Source organism: Mesorhizobium sp. M0923 (assembly GCF_040319365.1).
Taxonomy (GTDB): domain Bacteria; phylum Pseudomonadota; class Alphaproteobacteria; order Rhizobiales; family Rhizobiaceae; genus Mesorhizobium.
The window spans coordinates 95,914-121,226 of record NZ_JAMYNW010000005.1 but is presented as its reverse complement, the minus strand read 5'-3'; the positions used below and the strand labels follow the sequence as shown (position 1 = coordinate 121,226).

Here is a 25,313-nt window from a genome sequence, read left to right as displayed (position 1 = left end):
AACCAGAGTAAAAAAGGTCGATAATGGCAGTCACCCTTGATCAGACGATCGCGCACAAGCAGCACACCTTGCTGAGCAAGGTGTTTGCCAGCCAGACCTTCTGGGTGGTGATCGCGGTCATCCTCGCCTGCCTGTTCCTGTCCATGGCCACGGATTCCTTCGCCACGACCAAGAACCTCTACAACATCACCCGCAACATCACCTTCGTCGCCATCGTGGCGCTCGGCATGACCTTCGTCATCATCACCGGCGGTATCGACCTGTCGGTCGGCTCGGTGCTTTGCCTGTGCTCGATGGTGCTGGCCGTGACCATGCATGCCGGCTACGGCATCGAGACCGGCATTGCCGCAGCGATCGCGACGGCGCTGATCATCGGCGCCTTCAACGGGGTTCTGATCGCCTATCTCGGCTTTCCGCCCTTCGTGGTGACGCTTGGCATGCTCTCGATCGCACGTAGCCTTGCCATGGTCGCCTCCAACAACACCGTCGTCTTCCAGTTCGGGCCGGACCACGACAAGCTGCTGGCGCTTGGCGGCGGCGCCTGGGTGTTCGGCATCGCCAATCCGGTGCTCTACATGATCGTGCTGGCGATGATTACCGGCTTCGTGCTGCGCTGGACGAAATTCGGCCGGCACATCTTCGCCATCGGCGGCAACGAGCATGCGGCGACGCTGACCGGCGTTCCGGTGCGCCAGATCAAGGTTGTCGTCTACATGATCTCGGCATTGGCGGCGGGCCTTGCCGGCATCATCCAGACCGGCTGGCTGGGCGCGGTCACCACAAATCTCGGCAACGGCATGGAGCTTCAGGTGATCGCCGCCACCGTCATCGGTGGCGCCAACCTGGCCGGCGGCATGGGCACAGCCTTCGGCGCGGTCGTTGGCGCGGCGCTGATCGAGGTCATCCGCAATAGCCTCGGCCTGCTCGGCATCAATGCCTTCTGGCAGGGCGTGTTCATCGGCGGCGCCATCCTGCTCGCCGTGCTGTTCGACCGCATCCGCAATTTCAGGCGCAACGACTGAACTTTTCCGCCGGCGGGGCAAAGTTGCTTCGCTGGCAAAAGTCCTTGCTCAGCCTCGAAGGGAGTGCCGGTTGCCGTCGACCGCACCGGTCTTGCCATACCGGCCTGGAAACGCTCGCCTTCTTCCTATCGCCGAGTCTGAAAATCCGCCGCTGCGGCGCATGGCCGGCGCCCGGGCGTGCACATCCGTCTTGACGCAAGCCCGAACTGAGCCGCACAATCGCTCGCAGCAGGCGCCTGCGGGAGGATATACCCATGACGGAAGCGATCAGGCTCTACTGGGGCCGGTTCGGACATGTTTCTGTCCTGAACGTCGCCAGCGACTTCGTCACCCATGCCCATGTCGAGGCGCATATCATCATCTGGCTGGAAGGCACGGCCGGCGAGATGACCATCGGCCGCGAGACGGTGCGGCTTGGACCGGGCACCGCCGCCGGCATCAATTCCTTCCAGCCGCACAGCCACGCTCTGTCCCGCGACGGCACGCCCGGCCTGTTCCTCGCCTTTTACATCGATCCGGACTGGGCTCGAAGGCGCCGCGAGCTGCCTTCCTCGGCGCCGCTGTTCTCCGCCCCGGCAATCACGCTCGAGCCTTGGCTGCACAAGGCAGCGGCCAACCTTCTCGACCATCTCAGCGACAATGAGAGCATCGACGACATCGCCAATTACGAGATCGAGCGCTTCATCGACAGCGTGCTCGATGCCGCCGACGCCTGCGCACCGCAGACGGTGCGCGCCCGCGTCAACACCATGCAGGATTTTCGCGTCCGCAAGGCGATCCAGCTGATGAAAGCCAATGTCTGCGAGCGCATCTGCTTCGACGACGTGGCGCGCAGCGTCGGCCTGTCGCGGCCGCATTTCTTCGCCCTGTTCAAGGAACAGACCAATCTGACGCCCAACGTCTATTGGAACACGCTGCGCATGGAGGAAGCGGTGCGGCAATTGCAGTGGTCGCAGGAGCCGCTGATCTCGGTCGCCTGCAATCTCGGCTTCACCACCCAAGGCAATTTCTCGCGCTTCTTCCGCGACCATGTCGGCGTTCCGCCGACGCTTTACCGCGAGGCGGCGCGGGCGATCAGCTGAGCGCCCGTTTTTCAGACTAATTGATAGGCGTTCAAGACGCATTGATAAGCGCCGCCGAGTCTGCCGCCCTACCCTCCCAAGCAGCTGATTTGCAAGGGAACGATCCTATGGCGAAAGTCACCATCTCCAGCGTCATCGACGCGCCGGTCGAAAAGGTCTGGGCGCGCATACGCGACTTCAACGGTCTGCCGACCTGGCACCCGCGCATGGTCGAAAGCCATATCGAGGACGGCAAGGATGCCGGCACGATCGGCTGCGTGCGCAATTTCCAGCTCGCCAGCGGCGCCCGCCTCCGCGAAAAGCTGCTCGATTTCTCCGACGAGAATTTCCTCGTCAGCTACTCCATCCTGGAGACGCCGCAACCGCTTACCAACCACAAGGCGACGCTGCAGTTGCGGCGGGTGACCGACGGCGACCGCACCTATGCCGAATGGACCGCCAGCTTCGACGCCCCTCCCGAAGAAGCCGACAAGCTGGCCGAAGGCATGGGCGCCAACGTCTTCCAGGGCGGCTTCAACGCCCTGAAGGCCCATTTCGCCGGCAAGGTTGAACTGAATTGAGCTGACAACCAGGAGCGTTCCATGGCGCTTGCACTGCAGACTTTCCCGACGGTGAAGGACGCTGGCGCCGCGCTGAAGGCCGCCGGCACCCGCTATCTCGGTGGCGGCACACTGGTCGTGCGCGCCGCCAACGAAGGCGACGTGTCGATTTCCGGTTTCATCCGGTCGACCGAACCGGCGCTGTCGATCATCCACATTTCCGGCGGCGAGGTCCGCATCGGCGCTTCGGTGACCATGGCGGCGATCGCCCGTCACCCGGATCTCGCTCCACTGGCCCACGCCGCGAGCGCCGTCGGCGGACCGGCGATCCGCAACATGGCTACGGTCGGCGGCAATCTCTTCGCGCCAACGCCTTACGGCGATTTCACCGTTGCACTGCTGGCGTTGGACGCAACCGTCACCACCGACTACGGCGAGCTGCCGATCGAAACCTTTCTGGCAAAGCGCGAGAGCAATCACGCCATCGTCACTGCGGTCGGCTTCACGCTTCCGAAGGAAGGCGGTTTTCGCTTCCTGAAAGTGTCGCGGGTCAAGCCAAAGGGCGTCTCGGTGCTGAGCATCGCCACCATGCTGGAACACACGCCGGACGGCACTGTCACGTCAGCGCGGATCGCGCTCGGCTGCATGGCCGGCCGGCCGATCCGTGCCAGGACGGCGGAGAAAGCCTTGATTGGCCGCAAACTCACCGCAGACGGCATCGCACCGGCACTGGCCGTTGCCCACGACGGCACTTCGCCGCCAACCGATCCGATCGCCAGTGCCTGGTATCGCAACGAAGTCCTGCCGGTCCATCTCGGCCGGCTGCTGCTCGCCTGAAGCCCTGGCTGCGGCGCAAGGAGTAATAAAGATGGCGAAGGTCCCGGTTCAGTTCACGCTCAATGGTGCCGAAAAGGCCGAGTTCATCGACAGCGGCACGACGCTGCTTCACGCGCTGCGCGACAAGATCGGCGACACCTCGCCAAAAGGCGGCTGCCATCAAGGCACTTGCGGCGCCTGCACGGTCATCATCGATGGCGAGCTCAGGCTGTCCTGCCTGACGTTGGCCGAGACCTGCAACGGTGCGGCCGTCACCACGACGTCGGGGCTTTCGGAAGGCGGCGTGCTGCATCCGCTGCAACGCGCTTTCCTCGATGCTTTCGCCACGCAATGCGGTTTCTGCACGCCGGGCATGATCATGGCAGCCAAGGTACTGCTCGATCACACGCCGAACCCCAGCCGCGAGGACGTGGTCGAGGCGCTGTCGGGCAATATCTGCCGCTGCACCGGTTACGAGCCGATCATCCAGGCGGTGCTGACCGCCGCGCGCTCCAATTCGCAGAACGCGGTTTGAGGGAGTTAAGAAAATGGAACTCCGCAAGAGCTATTTCGCCGACCAGCGCAAGGACGATCTGCACGAGATCGGCCAGCCGCGGCCGCGTTCGGATTCACCCGGCCATGTCACTGGCAAGACCACCTATTTCGCCGACCGCAATTTTCCCGGCATGCTGCACCTGAAGATGGTGCGCAGCCCGCACCATCACGCCCGCATACGCAGCATCGATACGTCCGAGGCGGAAAAGCATCCGGGTGTCGTCAAGGTGCTGACCGCCAAGGATGTGCCGCACAATGTCTACACCATCCTGATCCTGATCCAGATCGGGCCGGAGGACGAGACGGTGCTGGCTGACGGCAAGGTGCGCTGGAAGGGCGAGGCGGTGGTGGCGGTGCTGGCCGAGACCGAGCGCGCCGCGCAGGAAGCCGCCGCCAAGGTCAAGGTCGACTACGAGGTGCTGCCGGCCGTCTTCGACATGGAGGAAGCGCTGAAGCCCGACGCGCCGATCGTCAACGAGTATCACGGCCGGAACTATTACCTCTACGACAGCGGCGAATGCCGCAAGGTGCGCTTTGGCGATGTCGAGGCAGGCTTTGCCACAGCCGACCACGTGCTCGAACAGACCTATCAGTCCTCGCCGATCGAGCATGCGCCGACCGAGACGACCGGCTGCATCGTCGCACCGGAGGGCAACGACCGCTTCACCTGCTACACCAACACGCAGGCGATGTTCTTCACGCTCGACAACGCCTCGATCATCCTGCAGATGCCCGGCAACAAGCTGCATTTCGTCGGCGGCACCGTCGGCGGCGGTTTTGGCGGCAAGGTCGACGTCATCGTCGAGCCGATCGCCATCCTCGGCGCCAAACTAACCGGACGACCGGTTTGTTTTGTCTATAGCCGCGAGGAGGAGATGCAGATTTCCTCGCCGCGCGCCGCCGAAAAGGTCGTCATCAAGGACGGCGTCATGAACGACGGCCGCATCGTGGCGCGGAAAGTGACCGGCTACACCGATGCCGGCGCCTATTCGCGCCATTCGCCCTACGGCGCGCAGAAGGGCGCCGGGCATTATCCTGGCCCGTATACGATCCCGAATGTCTGGATCGACACCTACTGCGTCTACACCAACCGTACCCCGTCCTCGGCGATGCGCGGTTTCGGCGTCACCATCGGCGACTTCGCGCTGGAGGTGCAGATGGACAAGCTCGCCCGGCTGATCGGCATGGACCCTCTCGAATTCCGCTTCATCAACGCCTACCGCGACGGCGACATGAAGGCACACCGGCAGCCGACGGAGGGGGCGGCGCTGATCGAGTGCATGCAGGAAGCCTCGCGCGCCGCCAACTGGCCGGTGGCGGAGAAGTTCATGACGATGTCGTCTTACGCGAAGGGAGCTTGAGATGGCGATCAGGCGCGGACGCGGCGTCGCCGCGATCAATTATCCGACCGGCATGAATCTCGGCGGCGACCCGACGCAGGCGCTGGTGCATTCGACGCCGACCGGCAATTTCATGGTCACGCTCTCCAGCGTCGACCTGGGCCAGGGCATGAAGCAGATCATGGCACAGATCTGCGCCGAGACGATCGGCGTACCGACCGACCGCGTCGTCGTCGACACCGCCGACACCGACACCGGCCCGCACTGCATGGGCACCTTCGCCTCGCGCGGCACGCATCGGGCCGGCAATGCGGTCATCCAGGCCGCCAGGGAAGCCCGCCAGGTGATGCTGGAAGTGGCGGCCGAGGAACTTGAGGTGAACGCCTCGGACCTCGAGACCGATGGCGAGGGCAACATCCTGGTCAAGGGCGCGCCGCAAAGATCGATCTCGATCTTCGATGTCGCGCTGTCGGCGCATTTCAAGCGCGGCCGTTCGATTTCCGGCCGCGGCATGTTTTTGATCCCCCGCTCCTATCCGGAGAAAGAGACCGGAGCGATGAAGCCGTCTACCTGCTACGCCCATGCCTGCACGGTGGCGGAGGTCGAGGTCGACGACGAGACCGGCGAGGTCACCGTGCTGACGGTGAAGAACGTGTTTGAGATCGGCCGCGCGCTGAACCCGAAAATGGTCGAGCAGCAACTCGTTGGCGGCTCGTGGATGGGCATCAGCCATGCGCTCTACGAAACGACCGAGCCCTATTATCCCAACCGCGACCATGGCGGCACCGACTTCAACCAATATCTGATGCCGGGTCCTGGCGATCTCGCGCAAACCGAGATCATCGTGCTGGAACGGCCCTCGGCGGACGGGCCGTATGGCGCCAAGGGGCCGGGCGAAATGTGCGCCAACCCGCAGATCCCGGCGGTCGCCAATGCCGTCTTCGACGCTGTCGGTGTGCGCATCGATACGCTGCCGATCACGCCGGAGCGCATCCTGCGGGCGCTGAAGGCGCAAGCCCCGAACTGAGTGCTGAAAATGCCCAAGAGAAGCGCTGAGACAGTCGCGACCTCGCCTGAGGCGGTGGCGTCGCGCCTCGCCGCCTCGCGCTATCTCGCCGATGAAAGCCTGGCCACCGCCATCTTCCTGGCGATCAGGCTGGGAAAGCCGCTGCTGCTCGAAGGCGCACCCGGCGTCGGCAAGACGGAAGCTGCGAAGGCGATTGCCGAGGTGCTCGGGCGCGACCTGGTGCGGCTGCAATGCTACGAGGGCATCGACGCCGCACATGCGCTCTACGAATGGAATTACCAGCGCCAGTTGCTCGCCATCCGCCATGCCGGTGAGCACGAGGTCGACATCTACGACGACCGCTTTCTCATCGCGCGGCCGCTGCTGCAGGTGCTGAAAGCGCCGGAAAAGCGCGTGCTGCTGGTCGACGAAATCGACCGTTCCGACCATGAATTCGAAGCGCTGCTGCTGGAGTTCCTGTCCGATTTCCAGATCAGCATTCCCGAGCGCGGCACCATTCGCGCGACTGCGCAGCCGATCGTCATCCTGACCTCGAACCGCACCCGTGAGCTTGCCGAAGCGCTGCGGCGGCGCTGCGTCTACCACTGGATCACCTATCCCGACGCCCGGCGCGAAGCCGAGATCATCATGCTGCGCGCCGGCGACGTCGCCGAGGCCACGGCGCGCGCGGGGGCTGCCGCAGTGCGCGACATTCGCGCCCGCCCGCTGGCGAAGCCGCCCGGCATCGCCGAAGCGGTCGAATGGGCGAACGCCGCGACGATCCTCGAAAAAGGCGGCAGTCCGTGGCCGGAAGCGTTTCGCCGCGCCATTGGCGTGCTGATCAAGGACGAGGAGGACCTTTCCTGCATCGCGCCCGACTTCGGCAAGATTGTCGAGGAGGCGCTGGCGTGAGCCCCGCGGATCTGCCTCAAGGGGCGACGCCCTTCCTCGGCTTCGGCCGGCTGCTGCGCCGCTATGGCTTTTCAGTGGCGCCCGAGCAGGTCTCCGGCTTCATGCAAGCGGTGACGCTGCTTGGGCCGCGCTCGATGGCCGACATCCGCGAAGCGGCGCTCGCCACGCTGGCGCCGCCGCCCGACCGCCGCGACGAATTCGAGGCGCATTTTCGGAGCCATTTCTATGGCAGCACCGCGGCAGTGGTCGGAGGCGAGGCCGACGAGGAAACCCGCATCAAGGATGACGGCGAAACCAGCGAACAAGAAATCGAGGTGGTCCGCCAGGAGCAAGGCGGCGAACTGTCTTCGGCCAGCGAACAGTTGAGCGTCCGCGAATTCAGCCGCGATAGCGACGGGCTTGCCGCCTTCCGCCGCAAGCTCGCCACCGCTTTGCCCGCCCGCCGCTCCTTCCGCACGGTGCGCACGCATGCGCGCGGCAAGCTCGACCTGCGCCGCTCGCTGCGCGAAATCGTCAGTGCCGACGGCGATATCCCCTCGCCGCTGCTGCGCCGGCGGCAGACAGTGCCACGCAAGCTACTCATCCTGATCGACGTGTCGGGCTCGATGAAACTCTACACCTCAGACTATCTCAAGCTGGCGCATGCGGCCGTGCAAGGCGCCGACCGGGCGGAGGTCTTCACTTTCGGCACACGACTGACCCGTATCACCTCGGCGCTGCGCATTCGCGACCGCGACCAGGCGCTGGCCCGCGCCGCTGCCCAGGTCGACGACTGGGACGGCGGCACCCGCATGGGACCGACACTGCTTGCCTTCCTCTCGGTGCCGCGTTTTTCGGCCTTTGCGCGCGGGGCGGCGATCGTCATCCTGTCGGATGCGCTGGAGCGCGGCGATCATGCCGAGCTGAAGACGGCGATGCGCCGGCTGAGCGCCCGCGCCTTTCGGCTTTCGCTGGCGACGCCGTTGGCCGGCGATCCACGCTTTCGGCCGGCGACGGCAGCGCTTCGCGCCATCCTGCCAGTGCTCGACGACCTGGTCGACGGTTCGTCGATCGCCGGCCTCACCGATTTCATCCTGTCGCTCGCCCGCCCAGCCCCGGCGGCCGCGGCAATCTGGAGGAGGGTTTCGTGATGCAGAAGGCGATCGACGCGCATTTCCACATCTGGCGCCAAAAGGACCAGCCCTGGCTGGTCGGGCCGATGGTGCCGCGCATCTTCGGACCGTATGAGCCGATCCGCCGCGACTATCCTATCGGGGAATTCCTCGCCGACCAGCAAGGCTCGGGCGTCGAGAAGGCGGTCTATGTCCAGACCAACTGGGCCAAGGAGGATTTCGAGAATGAGGTCGCCTTCCTGCAGAAAACCGCGGAACAAACCGGCTGGCCGCACGCCATCGTCGGCTATGCCGACATGACCGTGGACGACGTGCGTTCCCAGATCGACCGGCTGATCAAATACCCCCTGCTGCGCGGCGTGCGCATGCAGCTGCACTGGCACGAAATGCCGGCCTTCCGCTTCGCTGCCTCGGCCGATCAGGTCATCGACCCGAAGGTGCGGGCCAATGTGGCGCGTCTGAAGGACTACGGCTTGTCCTTCGACCTGCAGCTTTTCCCCGCCCAGATGAAGGACGGGCTGACGCTTGTCGGCGAGAACCCCGAGACCAATTTCATCCTCACCCACGCCGGCATGCTGACCGACATGGAGCCAGAGACCACCGAGGCCTGGAAAGCCGGCCTGCGCACGCTGTCAGCGGCCCCCAACCTCTATGCAAAACTGTCCGGCCTCGGCACCTTCGTCCACCGCAACGACCCGGCGCTGATCAGCTATATCGTCGACAATGCCATCGACATCCTCGGCAGCGACCATTTGATGTTCGGATCGAACTTCCCGATCGAGAAACTGTGGACCAGCCACGCCGAGCTGATCAAGGCGCACCGGGAAGCGGTGGGCAAGCACGGCGCAGCCGCCGAGGCCGATATCTACTGGAACACGGCGGAGCGGGTTTATCGGCCGGTGTAGCGCGCATTCCCTTCTCCCCTTGTTGTGGGAGAAAGTGGATTGGCGCGCAGCGCCGAGACGGATGAGGGGTGTTGGAAGGAACGCGGCGGTGGAAATACAGGCAATTTGAAGCACTTACGTCTTCAAGCTAGCAATCCTTCCGGCACCCTCATCCGACCGAGCTTCGCTCGGCCACCTTTTCCCACAAGGGGAGAAGGGAAGGCGCCGCGCCTCACCGCACCTCGAACTGCGGATCGACCGGGATCTGCATCGCAGTGACCATCTGGTTGGTCTGCCCCGCCAGTCCGATGATCGACACCAGCTCGCCATGTTGCGCTTCGGTCATGCCCTTGGCGCGGGCTGCCGCCGTGTGCGAGTGGACGCAGTAGGAGCAGCCATTGGCGGTCGAGACGGCGATGTAGATCATCTCCTTGGTCAGCGGGTCGATGGCGCTGTCCGCGACCATCACCGCCTTGAGCTGTTCCCACACCCGCTTCAGCGAGACCGGATCATTGGCCAGCCCGCGCCAGAAATTATTGACGAAATCGGATTTGCGCGTCGCGCGGATGTCGTCGAACACGGCCTTCACAGCGGGAATCGCCTCGACCTCGGCATCGGTCAGAAGTCTTGTGGTGGCCATGGGCAGGCTCCTTTCGGTTTGAATCGATGAGAGAGGTCGTTGAATCGGCTTGGTAGCGAATGCGGCTAACTTGCTCTGGTGATTCACGTTTTGCAGGCCGGCCCAGAACCCTGGAAATGCAGAGGCCCTCACCGTCGTCATCCTGGGGTCTGCGCCGCGTCGCTGCGCTCCTTGCTTCGCCCCTCGATGACGAATGGACTGGTGACTCCGCCAATTGTCGAAGTACGCATCGCCTGGAACCTAATGAACCGCCGCATACATGATCTTCTCCTCCGTCGCCTCGGCCGGCGAGAACTCCTCGACGATGCGGCCTTGCCGGCAGACCAGGATGCGGTCGGACAGGTTCATGATCTCCGGCAGGTAGGACGAGATGACGACGACGGCCAGGCCCTCATCGGCCAGCCGGTTGATGATCTGGTGGATTTCGGCGATCGCACCGACATCGACGCCGCGCGTCGGCTCGTCGAAGATGACGATGCGCGGCTTCTGCACCAGCCCCTTGCCGATCACCACCTTCTGCTGGTTGCCGCCCGAGAGCTCGACCACCCGCGCATTGTCGTTGATCGCCTTGACGTTCAGCGTCTTGGTCCATTCGGCCGACAGCGCCCGCATCTCCTGCGCATTGATCACCCAGCCCTTTTCCCGCCCGGCCGCCAAAAAGCCGCCGAACAGGTTCTCGGCAACGTCCATGGTCTCGAAAATCCCCTCGCTCTTGCGGTCTTCGGTGACATAGACGATGCCGTCCGCCACCGCCTCGCTCGGAACGAGATAGCGCACCGGCCGGTCGTCCAGCTCTATGGTGCCGCCGCGCAGGAAGTCGCGCTTGTAGATGCCGGAAACGATCTTGAACGTCTCGGTGCGACCCGAGCCGATCAGCCCGAACACCCCGGTGATCTGGCCCTCGAAGATCGAGAAGGAATTGTTGCGCACGACATTGCTCATCGAGATGTCCTGCACCGACAGCACCTTCTTGCCGGCCTTGCGCAGCTTGGCCTCGTCGCGCTGGCTGTAGAGCTGCCCCGACAGCGTGCGCCCGACCATGGCGGCGACGATCCTGTCGCGATCGAAGGCGGCTGTGTCGTCGGTGATCACCAGTTCGCCGTCGCGCAGAATGGTGATGCGGTCGGCGACATCAAGCGCCTCTTCGAGCGCATGGCTGATGAAGACGATCGACACACCCCTTGCCTTGAGCCGGCGGATCAGCGCGAAGAAGTGCCGCTTCTCCTCCGGCGTCAGCGTCGCCGTCGGCTCGTCGAAGATGATGATCTCGGCATTGTGGTGGACGGCGCGCGCGATCTCGACCATCTGCCGTTTGGCCGCGCCCAGCGTCGCCACCATGGCGTTCGGGTCGACGGGAAAGTTCAACGACTGCAGGAATTGCTGCGCTGAAATGTAGGTGCCGCGCAGCCGGTTGAGAAAGCTTTCCGTGCCGAGATAAAGGTTCTGCGCCACCGTCATCGACGGCACCAGGCTGGTCTCCTGGAACACCATGGCGATACCGGCTTGAAGGGCCGCATGCGGCGAGGCGTAGGCGATCTCCTGCCCGTTGTGGAACATCTTTCCCGAGGTCGCGTCGACGACGCCGGCGATGATCTTGGTCAGCGTCGATTTTCCCGCGCCATTCTCGCCGAGCAGCGCGTGGATCTCGCCCTTGCGCAGCTCGAAGCTGACATTCTTCACCGCGGGCACGCCGCGATAGGTCTTGGTCACGTTCTCCAGGCGGACGATCGGTTCCATCAGCGATGTCCTCCTGGACCCAAGTCGATGGCCAGCAGGCAATCGCCGCCTTTCGAGGCAATGAACAGGCGACCGTCTTTCTCCGCCACGCTGCAGATGCCGTGGCGCGTGCCGTTGGCGCGGCTGTGCAGGCTGAATTGCGGCCGCATCTCCCGGTCGAGCCTGACCACCAGGCCGTAGGAGCGGCTCGGCGACCATGGCTTGTGAATGCCCATGGTGCGAATGCCGCCGCATTGCAGCGGCTCGAGGAAGCTGCGGTTGGAGGCAAGTGCCGGCGCGATCCAGTGCTGCGGCGGCACTTGCGCCAGCATGTCGTTTCGATAGTGCGTTTCCTGCAGCACGAATTCGATCAGCCGGTTGCGGGGCGCAAACAGCGCCAGCCAGGCACCGCCACCGGCGGCAGGCGACAGGCGCGAGGGATAGCCAGGCAGATGCGCCAGCACCGTCGAGCGGCTGCCTGTCGCGCTATCGAAGCGGACGAGTTGGTGCCGCCAGCTCTCGCTGACCAACACATCCTTGCCGGTTGGATACAGCCCATAGGGAAAGGCGATGTCACCGGCGAGCTTGCGGAATTCGCTGCCTGCCGGATCGCGCTTCCACAGCGAACCGGAAGCGCCCTTCTTCATCAGATCCGCGGCCCATTGCGACGGCGCGTGGTGGGCCGAGCCATTGGCCAGCCAAAGCGTGCCATCTTCTGCGTAGGCGAGCGCTGTGATGCAGCGGATCTCGGCCGGCAGGGAAGCGTCCTTGCCTGCGATCAACAGCCTGCCGCTTTCGAGCCCGACCGTCAGTTCGCCGGCGGGCGAGCGCGCGAGCGCGATGACCGGGGACGGAAATGTCTCGACTATCGTCGGCGCGGCACCGGCGGTGACCGCGTAGACGGCATTGGCACTGGAAACCAGCAGCCGGCCGTCGGCGACCAGCAGATTATCGGGCTCGGGCAGTTCGGCGAAGGCCGCAACATCGTCCAGCAGCGTATTCGGCCTGAAGGCGCCATCGAGCGGCGGGATGGTCACCGCCTTGCCGCGAAAGATGTCGAGGATCGGGTCCAGCATCATGGCTTCGCTCCCCAATAGGAAGCGGGGCTGGTCCAGTTCGGGTCGGCACCGGCAATCCGGTAGCGGCCGATCCGATTGTTGAGGATGCCGCCGACGAACAGATAGCCTTTGTGCTCGCGCATCGAGGTGACCATCGGATGCGCGGCGCCCGACAGGTCGCCCATCGCTTCGACGATGCCGCCCTTCTCGTTGAATTTGACCACACCGCCGGTGTTGATGTTGGGGAACAGCCATTCGTCCTGCGGCAGCCGGCGCGTCATGCGCTTGCGCATGTCGGGATGGCGCAGCGACAGGTCGAAGCTCGGCGTGCGCATGCCGAGCCAGGCCATCCAGTAGTTGCCGTCGGAGGCGCGGTTGATGTTGTCGGGGTAGCCCGGCATGTCGCGGATGACGCATTCGGCGGTGCCTGCTTTCGGCCCTTCCAGCCAGTAGCGGTGCACGCGGCAGGCCCAGCTTTCGGCAAAGAACAGCGACTTGCCGTCATGCGCCATGCACACGCCGTTGGTGTAGCGATAGCCGTCGAGCAATGTCTTCGTCGAAGCGTCCTTCGGGTCATAGACGAGCAGCCGCCCAGTGGCGCGGTTCTCGATCGAGTCCAGCGCCCAGTCGTGGGCGTCATAGCGCTTGGTGGAATCGGTGAAGTAGATGCGGCCGTCCGGCGCGATGTCGCAATCATTGGGATCGCGCAGCCGCGCATCGTCGACGATCGAAGTCCAGGAGCGCGACGTTTCCGCCGAAAGCCGCTTCACCTCCCGCTCCGGCGAGACCGAATAGAGGCCCATCGCGCCGACGCAGCTGATCAGATTGCCTGTTTTGTCGAAGGCCAGGCCGAGTGGAAAGCCGCCAATATGCGCAAAGACCTCCGAGCGCTTATAATCCGGCGCGAAGAAACGGACGATCTCGCCATGCCTGGTGCCGCAATAGAGATGGTCGTCGCGGTCGAGGATGACGTCTTCCGGCCCTTCCAGCTCGCCGAGCCCGATATGGTCAGCCCTCGACAGCCGACTGTCGAGCTCGTAAGGCGTGCCGGAGCCCGGTGCCGCCGACTGCGTTGCGCCCATTTTCAGATAGACCGGTGCGACGTAGACCTCGTCCAGCACCTTATGGCGGTTCTTTAGCCAGCGAATGTCGATGGTGACGGCGACGGCCAGCATTATGCCCAGCACCATCTGGTTGGTGCCGGTGCCATAGCCCAGCCGGATCAGCCCGTTGGTCATCATCAGCACGATGATCGCGCCCATCAGCCCCTTGATCACCGAACCGCGGCCGCCGCCCAGGCTGACGCCGCCGACGACCGCTGCTGTCAAAGCCATGACCTCGAGATTGAGCCCTGTGCCCGGCCCTGCCCCGCTCAGCCGGCAGGCGATGAGGAAGCCGCCGAGCGAGGCGCAGAAGCCGGAGAACACATAGGTCATGAACACGGTGCGGCGCACGCGGATGCCGGCATTGTGGGCCGATCGCCGCGACCCGCCCACCGCCTGCACATGCCAGCCGGGCCGCGAGCGCGTCAGCGCGACATGGGTGATGATGGCCAGGATAATCGCCGCCCACACCGCAACCGAAAGGCCCCAGAAGGTATCGTCGCCGATGAAGTCCAGCACATCCGATGTGGCATCGGAAAGCTGGACGTCGGCGGCATAGGTGGTGACCAATATGTCGAACAGCGCCCGCCCGAAGATGAAGGTGACCAGTGTCGTCAGGAAAGCGCGCAGCCTGAAATAGCCGATCAGATAACCATTGATCGCGCCGAACAGCAGCCCGGTGGCGATCGAGGCGGCCAGCGCCAGCCATACCGATTGTTCGAGGATGAAAAAGACGAACACGGCGGAAAAGCAGGACAGCGCGAAGATCGAGCCGACCGAAAGGTCGATGCCGCCGCCGAGCATGACCACCGTCATGCCGGTGACGACCAGCGAAAATTCGCCGAGCTGGCGGGTCGATTCCTGCAGCGACATCGGCTTGAAGAAGCCGGGAATGATCGAACCGAACACGCTGAGCGTCGCCACCAGCGCCAGGAACGGAATGGCGTTATCAGTCCAGCGTTTGCTTAGGATCTCGCCGACAAGGTGGTCGGGCACGAGATTGTAGCGCCAGGATTGAAGGCGTTCGCGAAAGGACATCGGTTGCTGCTGCCACTCAAGAGAGAAAGAGGCGGCCGAACAAGGTCCGGCCACCTCGTCGATGCTTGCAACGGACCCGCGGTTTACTTGGCCGCAGCTTGGGCTTGCAGTGCTTTCAAGTCCCAGCAGCTGTCTGGCTTGAGGTCGGCCTTGGTCGTCGCCTTCTCCAGCGTGTAGATGTAGGTGTGCGAGGTGCCGGCTGGCTGGCCACTCTGCAACAGGAACTTGATGACGGCGTTCATGTCGCCCGACTGGCGGGCAAGGTCGGTCATCACCACCGCGCCATAGGTGCCGTCCTGCAGCTTGTCGCAATCAGCAGTCTTTTCGCCACCGCCAGTGGTGACCAGAAAGACTTTGCCCTCGAGCTTGGCATCGCGGATCGCAGCAGATGCGCCCGTCGCGTCGCCGTCCCAGAAATCGATGATGGCGCAGATGTCGGGGTTCTGCTGCAGCATCGTCGTCGTCACGTTGCGCGAGGTCGTCGCATCCCAGTTCGAGTCAGGCTTGGCCACGACCTTGAAGTCGGGGTTCTTGTCCAGCACCTTCATGATGCCGGCATATTGATAAAGGCTCGACGAGTTGGCCTGGTCGCCCTGCACCAGCCCGATCTTCTTGGAGGAGTTCGGCCCACAACCCTTGATCGCCGCTTCGGCTTCCAGCTGGCCGAGCCGATCCCAGTCGCTGCCGACAAAGGCATCGGCCGGGAAGTTCGCCGGATTGTCGACCAGCAGGACATAGGTGCCGGCGGCCTGCGCCTTCTTCATCAGCTTGGCATAGGAGTTGAGGTCCGGCGAATGGATGATCAGCACGTCCGGCCTGGTGTCAGACGAGATCGCGTCGGTTATCGCCTGCGCGCCGGCATCGACCACCCAGTTCGGGTCACGCGTCTCGAACACGCCGCCCCAGGCCTCGACCTCGGTCTTCAGGTAATGCGCCCAGCCCTGTGCCAGGTCGAAGCCCATCGCCATCGGCACCAGCATCACACGCTTGCCCTTGAGTGCTTGCGAATAGGCAGCCGGACCCGGATCTTCGGCAGCGAAGCTTGGCGCCACGAAGGCGGAGACGGCAAGCGCTGCCGCGGCTACCATAAATGTCCTGATGATTTTCATGTCACATCCTCTGGTTTGGTATGTCGTTCGCGGCCGGCCCCAACCGTTCGCGTCAGTCTAGATGTCGCCTTGCTGGGCGGTCTGCTCGTCGCGCGGATTGATGTACCCATCGACGATGATCGCCGCCAGCAGGATCGCGGCCTTGATCAGGTTCTGATAGAGCAGCGGAATGTCGATAATGGTCATCGCGTTGAGCAGGATGCCCATCAGCGCGGCACCCACCAGCACGTTGCGCACCCCGCCCCGCCCACCCGACAGACCGATGCCGCCGATCACCGCCACCAGCACGATGTCGTAGAGCAGCGTGGAATTGACGATGCGGGTGTTGATCGAATGCAGGCTGGCGGCGGTGAGCAAGCCGGCAATCAGCGAGACCAGGGCCGACAGCACGTAGCGCAGCACCAGCATCGGGCGCACTGGAATGCCGATATTGCGCGCCGCAACCGGGTTGTCGCCGGCGAAATAGACGTAGCGGCCCCATTTGGTGTAGCGCAGGAACAGGAAAAAAGCGAAAGCCAGCCCGGCGAAGACAAAAACCTCGACCGGGATGTCGAGGAAGCGCAGCCCGCCCAGGAGCTCGACCCAATGGCCGGGCGGCACCGGCACGGCGTCCTGTGTGATCAGTTGTGAACGCACATAGCCGAAAACGAAGGACGCGGTCGCCAGCGTCACGAAGATCGCCGGAACCTCGGCGTAGGCAACCAAAATGCCGTTCAACAGCCCGATGGCGAGAACACCGGCTAGCACATAGGCGAAGGCCAGCCCGTCGGACATCCCCGAATTCAGCAATTGCAGATACCACGCAACCGACATCGCCATGATCGCCACCGCCGACAGGTCGATGCCCCTGCCGATTATGACGACCGCCATGCCGAGCGCCAATATGCCCAGCACCGAGACCGAGCGCACGATGGCAACAAGATTGTTCGAGTTGATAAACCCGGGCAGGCCGATGGCGGCGGCAATGAACAGCACAACCGCGATGGCAAAGACAATGCCCTCCTGGTTCAGGCTTCTCCAGTTTAGCCAGCCGGTCGCGTTCATCGCCCGCTTTCACCCGCGATGGCTACGCCCTGCTCCCTCTGCGGCCATCGGAACGAAAGCTAATCGGCTCAAGACCAATTCGTCAAATGAATCCGCGCATTGCAGGCCGGCTTGCGAGGAAATTCCGCGGTTGGACGCACCGATTGGCGAGGCTGGCGCAATGTCCGGAACTCAAGCACTTTTGGGATTGATCGTGCCGATCGAACCGCCGGCAAAGGTTTGTTCCAGGACGAGCGGGGCAGGCAGAATTTATGTACGCGCTCGCCGCTGGGTTCCTGCGTCAAATCCGCAAAACATGGCCCGAGACTTCGGCGCCGGCGGCCCTCGGCAGCGCCAGGAAGCGGAACGAGGCGACGAGCCCGATTGCGCCGATCACCAGGAAGGCAAGTCGGAAGTCGACGAGATCGAGCACCGCAGCGCCCCTGGCGATCTGCGACAGGTTGAGCAGTGCCGCCGCGACCGCTACGCCGAACAGCATCGCCACCTGCTGCAGCATGCTGGACAACGTCGCCGCCGAGCTGCGCTGCGGCGAGGCCACGTCGGCGAAAGCCAGCGTGTTGAGCGCGGTGAACTGCATCGAACGCGACAGTCCGGCGATCAGCATCAGCACCACCACCAACGCTTGCGGCGTCTGCGGCGTAAGCGCCGCGCAGGCCATGATCGACAAAGAGGCGATCACGCCGTTGACGATAAGCACCGAACGGAAGCCGAAGCGCCTCAGCGTCGGCGTCGTCACCGCCTTCATACCGAGATTGCCGAGGAAATAGGCCAGGATCATCATGCCAGCATCGACCGGGCTCAGGCCGAAGCCAACCTGGAACAAAAGCGGCAGCAGGAACGGCGTGGCGTTGATGGCGATCCGGAAAATCGTGCCGGCCGACAGCGTCGATAGGGCAAAGGTCTGCACCTTGAAAGCTGTGAGATCGAGCAGCGGATGGTTGGCGCGTCGCAGATGCCGCACCGCCAGCCAGCCGACCAAAATGCCCGTGCCGAGCAGTACCACGGTCGGCAAGACACCCTCTTCCGGATGCGCGATGCGCTCGAGGCCATAAAGCATCGCGGCGAGCCCCACAGAGGTCAGCAGGAAGCCGGGCCAGTCGAGCGGCTTGGCCCCGGCTTCGCGGTCGCCGGGAATGAAGCGGGCGACCAGCGCCAAACCGGCAACCCCAAGCGGAATGTTGATGAAGAAATTCCAGTGCCAGGAGAGATAGGTGGTGATGAAGCCGCCAAGCACCGGCCCGACCACCGGCGCAAACAGCGCCGGCCAGGTGATCAGCGCCGTGGCGTTGAGAAGCTCGGATTTCGGCGCATTGCGCAGCACCAGGATGCGGCCGACCGGCGTCATCAGTGCGCTGCCCAGCCCCTGCACCGCGCGCGCGGCAACGAATTCGGCCAGGTTCTGCGAAATGCCGCAGGCGAGCGAGGCCAGCGTGAACAGGGCGATCGCCACGAGGAAGATGTTGCGCGTGCCGAAGCGGTCTGCGAGCCAGCCGGACAGCGGCACGAACACCGCCATGGTCAGCATATAAACGGTGATGCCGATGCTCATCACCACCGCCGGCACGCCGAAGGATTCTCCCATCTGCGGCAGCGATGTCGAGATGATGGTCAAATCCAGAAGCTGCATGAAGAAGGCGACGGCGACGATCAGCGCCACCCGCCGGGCTTGCCGCGCCGCCGGCGCGGTTTCGGGTAAGGCTTTGTTTTCGGGAATGGCGGTCATGCGCAGAACTGTCCGAAGGGGAATCTTCTCCCGCCTCATCGGCAACCGCACAAATGTCCGGCAAAACCGATGACGCACCGGTTTCAACTGCATTTGGCCGATGCCGTCCAGACATGGACCAACAAACTTTCGTGTGACATCGCAGCCGGCTATGCGATGACCTGGCCCTGCCGCCGAACCGGAGTTTTTACGATCCGCGATGGCGCTTCGCGCTGTTGCCGGTGTGTCTCATGCGGCTTCGATCTTCTCCAGGAACAGGCTGAGCTGGTCCGGATCCATGTGCACGACGTGCCTGTCTTCGGGATACGCCATACTATTCACATCAGCGACATATTCGGAAAAGGCGGCGATGCGTTCGGCCTGCAGGCGGTCGTATTCGGCGGCGAAGTTGCGATAGACCTTGGAATGGCGCGGCATGTGGCCACGGTTCTGGCCGAGGATATCGTCTGCGAACAGGTATTGCGCATCGCAGCCGGTGCCCGCCCCCATAGACAACATGATCAGCGAAGTGCGTTCCGAAATCGCCTTGGCCACCTCGACTGGCACCACCTCGATCTCGGCGCCGATCGCGCCGGCGGCCTCCAGTTGCTTCACCGCCTCGAACACCTGCATGGCGGTATCGGCGGTCTTGCCGACGGCCTTGAAGCCGCCGGTCCAGGTGGCGCGTGACGGGATGAGGCCGACATGGCCGATCACCGGAATGGCATCGTCGGCCATCCGTTTGATGGTGGCGTAGCCGGCGCTGCAATAGACCGCATCGGCACTGGCCTTGTAGAGCCGGAACGCCCAGCGGACGAAATCATCGGCGGTGCCGATCTCGAAGAAATTCTCCCCCGGCATGGTGAACAGGCTGGGTGCAGCATCGCGATATTGCGGATTGAGCACCAGCTCCGGCGGCACCGAGACGATATCGACGCCGGCGCGTTCGGCGGCCTCGGCCTCGTCCATCGTCAGCACGCGCAGCATCGTCAGCTGCCGCTTGCCCTTCATGGCGCGCAGGTCTGCGACGGTCGGTCTTTTCCGGCTCATGGATTTTGGTTCCCTTTGCTACGTGACAGAAGGCCCGTCAGCCAATCTGGATCATCACCTTGCCAGCTTCGACCTTGACTGGATAGGTCGCGAGATTGACGCAGACGGGAGCGCCCTTGGCCTGGCCGGTCTTGTAATTGAAGCGGCCATTGTGCTTGGGGCATTCGATGATGTCGTCCATGACGAGCCCGTCGGCCAGATGCGCCTTCTCATGCGTGCAAAACCCGTCGGTGGCGAAAAATTCATCGTCCGGCGAACGGTAGATCGCGAAGGTGCGGCCGGCATGGTCGAAGCGGATGACATCTTCCTCTTCGACATCGTCCACGGCGCACGCTTCGACCCAATCGGCCATCTCTGCTTCTCCTGAAATTTCTGTGTTGCGCTCGTGCAGTGCCTACTCAGCCGCTGCCGACATGTTCACTTCGTGGAACTCGCCACGATAGGGCCGTGCCGTTGGCGGCAGTTCGCGCTTAAGGAAATAATCCTCGTATTTGAGCTGCCTGAGCAGGACCGGCCAGACCTCGCGATAGGCATGCCATATCGACGGGTTCGCCTCGGGCAGATCGTGCTTGATCAGTTCATGCAGCCTGGGCAGCGCGTGATACGGTACCATCGGGAACATGTGATGCTCGACGTGGTAGTTCATGTTCCAGTAGATGAACCGGCTGATCGGATTCATGTAGACGGTCCTGGTGTTGAGCCGGTGGTCGACGACGTTGTCGGCCAGACCGATATGCTGCAGCAGGCCGGTCAGCACCATGTGCCAGGTGCCGTAGAGGCGCGGCACGCCGATGAGCACCACCGGTATCCACGACCGCATGAACACGGCGAGCGCGATCGTCGCGATGTAGATCGCGATATGCCAGCGCGCCGCGATGACGGCCTTGTGCTGTTCCATCTCGGGAACGTAGCTTTTCTCGTCGGGCGTCAGCTTGCCGAACGCCTGGCGTACCAGCGCCGGAAGCGAATAGCGAAAATCGAGGATGCCGGTGAAAGCCAGCGCGGCACGCAGCAGGTCCGGCGGGCGCATCACGGCGATCTCGGCGTCGCGGCCGACGATGATCGTGTCCGTATGGTGCCGGGCATGGCTCCAGCGCCAGGTCACCGGATTGCGCATCAGCATGAAGCTGGCGATCTGGTAGACGACATCGTTCATCCAGCGCGTGCGGAAAGCCGTGCCGTGGCCGCATTCGTGCCAACGCGAGTCGCTGGAGGAGCCGTAGAGCACGCCGTAGACGAAGAAGAACGGCACGCACCACCAGGTGCCCCAGAAATAGATGGCGCCGGCGGCGGAGCCGAGGATGGCGATGATCCAGATGATCGTGTCGCGGATCGCCGGGCCGTCTGAGCGCTGCATCAACTCCTTGATCGCCTTGCGGGGGACATCGGTGTGGTACCACTCCGCCGAGGCCAGTCCCGTCTCGATCGCCCTGCGCGTGCTTTCGCCGACCAGGCTGTAATCGCGCTTTACCGTGCCAGCCATTGTGACCTCCAATTCCAGCTCGGCCGCGAACCCTCCCCGCTCCGGCCGGGACCAGCCTCCCAACTGGTGTCTCGTATCGTCCTAGCCATTATCACGACCTGCCTCCAAGAACAGGAAAACGGCCCGACGGCTGGGGATAATCCTGCTGCGGCTGCCTGGCGATTGCCGCGATCCGGCTCTCGGCGGCGGCGATCTCGCCGGCGCCGTCGAGAACCCGGAACACCGCATCGTACGAGCGGCTCTCGCCGTGCTCCAGCCAGATCATCTCGCCGCGTTCGCGCGCCGCCAGATTTCCCAGCACATGATGCGTCGACGGCTCGATGCCAAGCGCGTACTGTCCAGCCTGGAAATTCTGCCATTGGTAGGTGCAGGGCAATTGGTCCTTGCGCGTGACCACCTCGAACCCGAGGCCGAGCCTATCGTTGACCACCGCCACCGGGACTTCGCCGGTGCTGCCAGCGCCGAGCTCGTGCTGCCAGACCTGTTCGCTGAAACGCGGCTGCGGCGCCGGGACCGTGCGATAGCCGACCTTTTGCGCCTCATAACGCTCGCCGGCATGCCCGGCCCAAACGACATCCCTTATCGGCGCCAGATAGCGCGCGCCCTCGTCAAGCACCGGATGGCTGACATTGATGTGGTAGAAAAACATATGCGGTGTTCGGTTGAAACCGTGATTGACGACACGGTCCGAAAGCCGGATCTCGTTGCCGCCGACATCGGCCTCGATCCGCCGCAATAGATGCAGATCCTCGCCGAATACAGTCGATTGCTGGACGATGCCTTCGGCCCACAACACGCAGCGGTCGCCGTCCCAGGTCTCGCCGTAGCCACTCAGCCGCGCCGGGATGGTGCTGATGCGGCCATGCAGCGAATGGCGCACCGTCTTCTTCGGCGGATAGTTGTAGGTGTCGGCGGGTACCTCGTTCATGAACAATATATGGTCGAGGCCGCAGGTCAGTAGAAGGCCGGAAAACGACCGCGCCCAGGCCAGCCCGTCCTCGCCTTCATACTCGTGCAGGCCGGGATTGCGAAAGCCGCTCGGCGAATGCCAGCCGATCGCCTGGCCCTTGAAGTCGCAATCGGCGATATCGAGCGCCCGGTCGACCAGCGCGGTGAAGCGCAGGCCCGAGCCGGTGCGGAATTCGAGCATGCGGATGCCGCGCTCGACGCCGTCGCCAAGCGTCATCAGTCGCACGCCGGCGAACTGCGACAGCATGCCCGAGCGTTCCGAGACCTGCCGGCGCGACAGCGTCTTGCCGTAAAGCTCTACCATGTGACGGCCAGTTCCTTCACTTTGCTCCCGTCCTTCACTTGGCTCTCGTCTCCTTGAGCAGGGCCGACATGTCGGCGCCGGTGATGATACTTTCCACGGTCAGCAGGTCGGTGTCGGCGACCGTCTGCTCGGCGACGATCTCGCCGCGCCGCATGACGATGATGCGGTCGGCGACCTGGAAGACGTGATGGATGTTGTGGGTGATCAAAAGCACCGAGTGACCGGCGTCGCGCACTTCCTTGACGAAGCGCAGCACGCCGTGCGTTTCCTCGACGCCGAGATTGTTGGTCGGCTCGTCGAGGATGATGACCTTGGCGGCGAATTGCATGGCGCGCGAGATGGCGATCGACTGGCGTTCGCCGCCCGACAGCGTGCTGACCAGCGCATCGGCGTCGAGCTTCTTCGAGATGCCGACGCGCTTCAAAAGAGCCGAGGCGGCATCGCGCAATTGCGCGAGATCGAGCGGCGCGAACACACCCAGCCATTTGAGGTTGACCGGCTCGCGGCCGAGGAAAAGATTGCGCGCGATGCTGAGGTCCGGTGCCAGCGAGGTGTCCTGGTGGATGGTCTCGATGCCGAGATCCATCGCATCGCGCGTCGAGCGGATGGAGACCTTCTGGCCGCGCACATAGATGTCGCCGCGGTCGACCGGAAACACCCCGGAGATCGCCTTGATCAACGTCGATTTGCCGGCGCCGTTGTCGCCGAGCAAGGCCACCACTTCGCCCTCGTTGAGCGTGAAGGAGGCGCTCTTCAGGGCGCGGACGCTGCCGAAGGACTTTTGCAGGTTGTGCAGCCGAAGCACTTCCATGGTCAGCTCCTGGCGGCGTTCTTCTGCAGCAAAGCGTGCAGAATGAGCATGGCAAGGATGATGACGCCGACGAAGATGTTGTAGGCGAGCCCAGGCACGCCGATCAGCACGATGCCGTTGCGGATGCTGCGCAGCATCAGCGCGCCGACGATGGTACCTAAAATGGTGCCGCGCCCACCGGTCAGCGCGGTGCCGCCGACCACCACCATGGCGATCACTTCGAGTTCGTAGCCGGTGCCGGCCACCGGCGAGGCGGCAGAGATGCGGAAGGCGCTGATCATGCCGGCGAGACCGGCCAGCACCGAGGTCAGGATGAACAGCCAGATCTTGACCGCATCGGCCGGCACACCGCGCGCTACGGCAGCGTTACGGTTCGAGCCGATGGCGCTGATCCAGTTGCCGAGCTTGGCGTAGCGCAGCACATAGATTGCCAGCAGCGACAGGCCGATAAACCACCACAGCGAGGTATAGAAACGGAACGTTCCGATATTGAAGCTGCCGGCCAGCAGCGTCACGAAGAAGCCGGGCTGGTCCCAGGACTTCAGCGGAAAGCCTTGGGTGATGTAAAGCGCTGCCCCACGCACAACCAGCAGCATCGACAGCGTCACCAGGAAGGAGGAGATGCCGATCTTGGTGACGATCAGCCCGTTGATCGCACCGATCGCTATGCAGAGCAGCAGGCCGGCCAGCAGCGCCACGCCAATATCCACCCCGCCGTTCTGCACCAGAAGCATGACGACAACCGGCGCCAGTCCGAACACAGCACCAACCGAAAGGTCGAACTCGCCCGCCGTCAGAAGCAGCGTCATGCCGAGCGCGATGATGCCGAGCTCGGGCAGGAACGCCATCATGTTGGAGATGTTGAGCGGCGACAGGAAGTTCGCATCGGCGATCGCGAACACCGCCAGCAGGACGATCAGGATGACGAGCGACGAGAACTGCGGCGAGCGGATCAGGCTCGACCTGCGTTTGGCACGCGGCATTTCCTCTTCTGCGGCAATTGTCATGACAGCTCGAACCATACGCCAGGGTGAGGCCCGCCGCCTGCGCGGCGAGCGTCAGTTCCAATCACTTGTTGTAGAGTTTCAGGATCGGTTCGACGCTCGAGGCGTCGTAGAGGCTGAAAGTGTGGATGTCGTAGCCGATCGGTTCGCCGGCGGCGGCCAACCCGAGCAGCGCCACCGGCATGAAGCCCTGCGCCGACGGGAACTGCCAGGCAGCCGCGTTGACGAAACCGGCCTTGACGGACTCGGCCGTTTCCTTCGAATTGCCCCAGCCGACGACCGGAATCTTGCCGGCCGGCACGCCGGCGCCATCGAACACCCGCTTGACGCTGGCCGCGACGGAATCGCCGAGCGCGATGATTGCCGGCGGATTGTTGGCCACCATGTAGTCCGTCATCTTGGCGATGATGCCGGCCGGATCGGTGCCGCAATCGACCACGTCATATTTGATGCCGAGCGGATCGAAGACGCTGGCAATGCCTTCGGTCTCGAGCTGCTGGTAGCTGGCACCCGGCACTTCGACCGGCAGGAACACCTTGTCGCCCTGCTTCACCATTTTGTGGTCGACCAGATATTTCGCCCAGATGACACCGGCTTCCCTAAGGTCGGCGCCGACATAGGCTTGCCGGCCGGTTGCCGGATCGTCGGTGTTGAAGAACACGATCGGGATGCCGGCCGCCTTCGCTGCCTTGACCTCCTCGGTCCACAGGCCGGGCTGCGCCGAAGTCGTGGCGATGCCGTCCGGCTTGGCGGCGAGTGCCGAGTTGAAGGCTTCCTTCTGCGCCGCCATGTCGCCGCCGCTGAACGAGATCTTGCAGGTCACCTTGAGCTGGTCGCAGGCCTTGGTCGCGCCGGCATTCCAGTCGATCCAGAAGGCATCCGACGGGCCGCCATGCGACAACAGGTAGAACGTCTTCTGGGCGTCCTGCGCCACCGCCGGAGTACCCAGCGTTGCACCGGCTAGAACCGTCGCGGCAGCCGCGATTTTCAACGCGAATTTCAACATTTCTCTTC

24 protein-coding genes are annotated in these 25,313 nt (G+C 63.7%); 10 read left to right on the top strand and 14 right to left on the bottom strand.

What is annotated here, in order from left to right; genetic code table 11:
- The first annotated feature begins 23 nt into the window (after window positions 1–23).
- The 10 genes from NKH89_RS10670 (at window position 24) to NKH89_RS10625 (ending at window position 9,289) form a co-directional block, all read left to right on the top strand.
- Window positions 24–1,022: an ABC transporter permease gene (locus NKH89_RS10670; protein ID WP_352908832.1), complete on the top strand. Its 999-nt coding sequence runs from the start codon at window positions 24–26 to the stop codon at window positions 1,020–1,022.
- Between the two features lie 254 nt (window positions 1,023–1,276).
- Window positions 1,277–2,104 (top strand): AraC family transcriptional regulator, encoded by an 828-nt coding sequence (locus tag NKH89_RS10665; RefSeq protein WP_023721259.1) that lies wholly within the window; start codon window positions 1,277–1,279, stop codon window positions 2,102–2,104.
- A gap of 107 nt (window positions 2,105–2,211) precedes the next feature.
- Window positions 2,212–2,664, top strand: coding sequence for an SRPBCC family protein (locus NKH89_RS10660; protein WP_352481579.1), 453 nt, complete (start codon window positions 2,212–2,214; stop codon window positions 2,662–2,664).
- Window positions 2,665–2,685: 21 nt separating this feature from the next.
- Entirely contained in the window at window positions 2,686–3,480 is a 795-nt protein-coding gene (locus NKH89_RS10655; protein ID WP_352908830.1) for an FAD binding domain-containing protein, read from the top strand.
- A gap of 31 nt (window positions 3,481–3,511) precedes the next feature.
- Window positions 3,512–3,994 carry a (2Fe-2S)-binding protein gene (locus NKH89_RS10650; protein ID WP_352481581.1) on the top strand — a complete coding sequence of 161 codons (483 nt, stop codon included), beginning with the start codon at window positions 3,512–3,514 and terminating at the stop codon, window positions 3,992–3,994.
- A gap of 13 nt (window positions 3,995–4,007) precedes the next feature.
- Complete coding sequence (locus tag NKH89_RS10645; protein WP_023721263.1) at window positions 4,008–5,375, top strand: xanthine dehydrogenase family protein molybdopterin-binding subunit; 1,368 nt, start codon at window positions 4,008–4,010, stop codon at window positions 5,373–5,375.
- A 1-nt stretch (window position 5,376) separates the two neighbouring features.
- Window positions 5,377–6,381 carry a xanthine dehydrogenase family protein molybdopterin-binding subunit gene (locus tag NKH89_RS10640; RefSeq protein WP_023721264.1) on the top strand — a complete coding sequence of 335 codons (1,005 nt, stop codon included), beginning with the start codon at window positions 5,377–5,379 and terminating at the stop codon, window positions 6,379–6,381.
- A 9-nt stretch (window positions 6,382–6,390) separates the two neighbouring features.
- The gene (locus tag NKH89_RS10635; RefSeq protein ID WP_352908829.1) at window positions 6,391–7,272 is read left to right on the top strand and encodes an AAA family ATPase; all 882 of its coding nucleotides are present in this window, start codon (window positions 6,391–6,393) and stop codon (window positions 7,270–7,272) included.
- The gene (locus NKH89_RS10630) at window positions 7,269–8,402 is read left to right on the top strand and encodes a vWA domain-containing protein (RefSeq protein ID WP_352908827.1); all 1,134 of its coding nucleotides are present in this window, start codon (window positions 7,269–7,271) and stop codon (window positions 8,400–8,402) included. The genes NKH89_RS10635 and NKH89_RS10630 overlap by 4 nt, the downstream gene beginning before the upstream one ends.
- A complete protein-coding gene (locus NKH89_RS10625) occupies window positions 8,402–9,289 on the top strand; it encodes an amidohydrolase family protein (RefSeq protein ID WP_352788730.1) in 888 nt (295 codons plus the stop codon). The genes NKH89_RS10630 and NKH89_RS10625 overlap by 1 nt, the downstream gene beginning before the upstream one ends.
- 211 nt (window positions 9,290–9,500) lie before the next feature.
- Here the strand turns inward: NKH89_RS10625 and NKH89_RS10620 are convergent, their stop codons facing one another.
- The 14 genes from NKH89_RS10620 to NKH89_RS10555 form a co-directional block, all read right to left on the bottom strand.
- Complete coding sequence (locus NKH89_RS10620) at window positions 9,501–9,908, bottom strand: carboxymuconolactone decarboxylase family protein (protein ID WP_352788618.1); 408 nt, start codon at window positions 9,906–9,908, stop codon at window positions 9,501–9,503.
- 240 nt (window positions 9,909–10,148) lie between these two features.
- Window positions 10,149–11,645 (bottom strand): sugar ABC transporter ATP-binding protein, encoded by a 1,497-nt coding sequence (locus NKH89_RS10615; RefSeq protein WP_023721268.1) that lies wholly within the window; start codon window positions 11,643–11,645, stop codon window positions 10,149–10,151.
- On the bottom strand, window positions 11,645–12,703 hold the full coding sequence (locus NKH89_RS10610; RefSeq protein ID WP_352815676.1) for an SMP-30/gluconolactonase/LRE family protein: 1,059 nt from the start codon (window positions 12,701–12,703) through the stop codon (window positions 11,645–11,647). Before NKH89_RS10610 ends, NKH89_RS10615 begins: the two co-directional genes overlap by 1 nt.
- Window positions 12,700–14,823, bottom strand: coding sequence for an ABC transporter permease (locus tag NKH89_RS10605; protein ID WP_352908825.1), 2,124 nt, complete (start codon window positions 14,821–14,823; stop codon window positions 12,700–12,702). The genes NKH89_RS10610 and NKH89_RS10605 overlap by 4 nt, the downstream gene beginning before the upstream one ends.
- 83 nt (window positions 14,824–14,906) lie before the next feature.
- The gene (locus NKH89_RS10600) at window positions 14,907–15,932 is read right to left on the bottom strand and encodes a sugar ABC transporter substrate-binding protein (RefSeq protein ID WP_352855148.1); all 1,026 of its coding nucleotides are present in this window, start codon (window positions 15,930–15,932) and stop codon (window positions 14,907–14,909) included.
- Between the two features lie 57 nt (window positions 15,933–15,989).
- A complete protein-coding gene (locus tag NKH89_RS10595) occupies window positions 15,990–16,976 on the bottom strand; it encodes an ABC transporter permease (protein WP_352855146.1) in 987 nt (328 codons plus the stop codon).
- A gap of 280 nt (window positions 16,977–17,256) precedes the next feature.
- Window positions 17,257–18,699: a DHA2 family efflux MFS transporter permease subunit gene (locus tag NKH89_RS10590; RefSeq protein ID WP_352908822.1), complete on the bottom strand. Its 1,443-nt coding sequence runs from the start codon at window positions 18,697–18,699 to the stop codon at window positions 17,257–17,259.
- 228 nt (window positions 18,700–18,927) lie between these two features.
- The gene (locus NKH89_RS10585; RefSeq protein ID WP_352496048.1) at window positions 18,928–19,728 is read right to left on the bottom strand and encodes a 3-methyl-2-oxobutanoate hydroxymethyltransferase; all 801 of its coding nucleotides are present in this window, start codon (window positions 19,726–19,728) and stop codon (window positions 18,928–18,930) included.
- Window positions 19,729–19,765: 37 nt separating this feature from the next.
- Window positions 19,766–20,080 (bottom strand): MocE family 2Fe-2S type ferredoxin, encoded by a 315-nt coding sequence (locus tag NKH89_RS10580; RefSeq protein WP_352857998.1) that lies wholly within the window; start codon window positions 20,078–20,080, stop codon window positions 19,766–19,768.
- Window positions 20,081–20,122: 42 nt separating this feature from the next.
- The gene (locus NKH89_RS10575; RefSeq protein WP_023721275.1) at window positions 20,123–21,211 is read right to left on the bottom strand and encodes a fatty acid desaturase family protein; all 1,089 of its coding nucleotides are present in this window, start codon (window positions 21,209–21,211) and stop codon (window positions 20,123–20,125) included.
- 91 nt (window positions 21,212–21,302) lie between these two features.
- Window positions 21,303–22,484: an aldose 1-epimerase family protein gene (locus tag NKH89_RS10570; RefSeq protein WP_023721276.1), complete on the bottom strand. Its 1,182-nt coding sequence runs from the start codon at window positions 22,482–22,484 to the stop codon at window positions 21,303–21,305.
- A 34-nt stretch (window positions 22,485–22,518) separates the two neighbouring features.
- A complete protein-coding gene (locus NKH89_RS10565) occupies window positions 22,519–23,301 on the bottom strand; it encodes an ATP-binding cassette domain-containing protein (RefSeq protein WP_352481708.1) in 783 nt (260 codons plus the stop codon).
- Window positions 23,298–24,302, bottom strand: a complete 1,005-nt coding sequence (locus NKH89_RS10560) for an ABC transporter permease (protein WP_352908821.1) — start codon at window positions 24,300–24,302, stop codon at window positions 23,298–23,300. Before NKH89_RS10560 ends, NKH89_RS10565 begins: the two co-directional genes overlap by 4 nt.
- Window positions 24,303–24,363: 61 nt before the next feature.
- Window positions 24,364–25,305, bottom strand: coding sequence for a sugar ABC transporter substrate-binding protein (locus NKH89_RS10555; protein ID WP_352481596.1), 942 nt, complete (start codon window positions 25,303–25,305; stop codon window positions 24,364–24,366).
- Window positions 25,306–25,313: the final 8 nt, after the last annotated feature.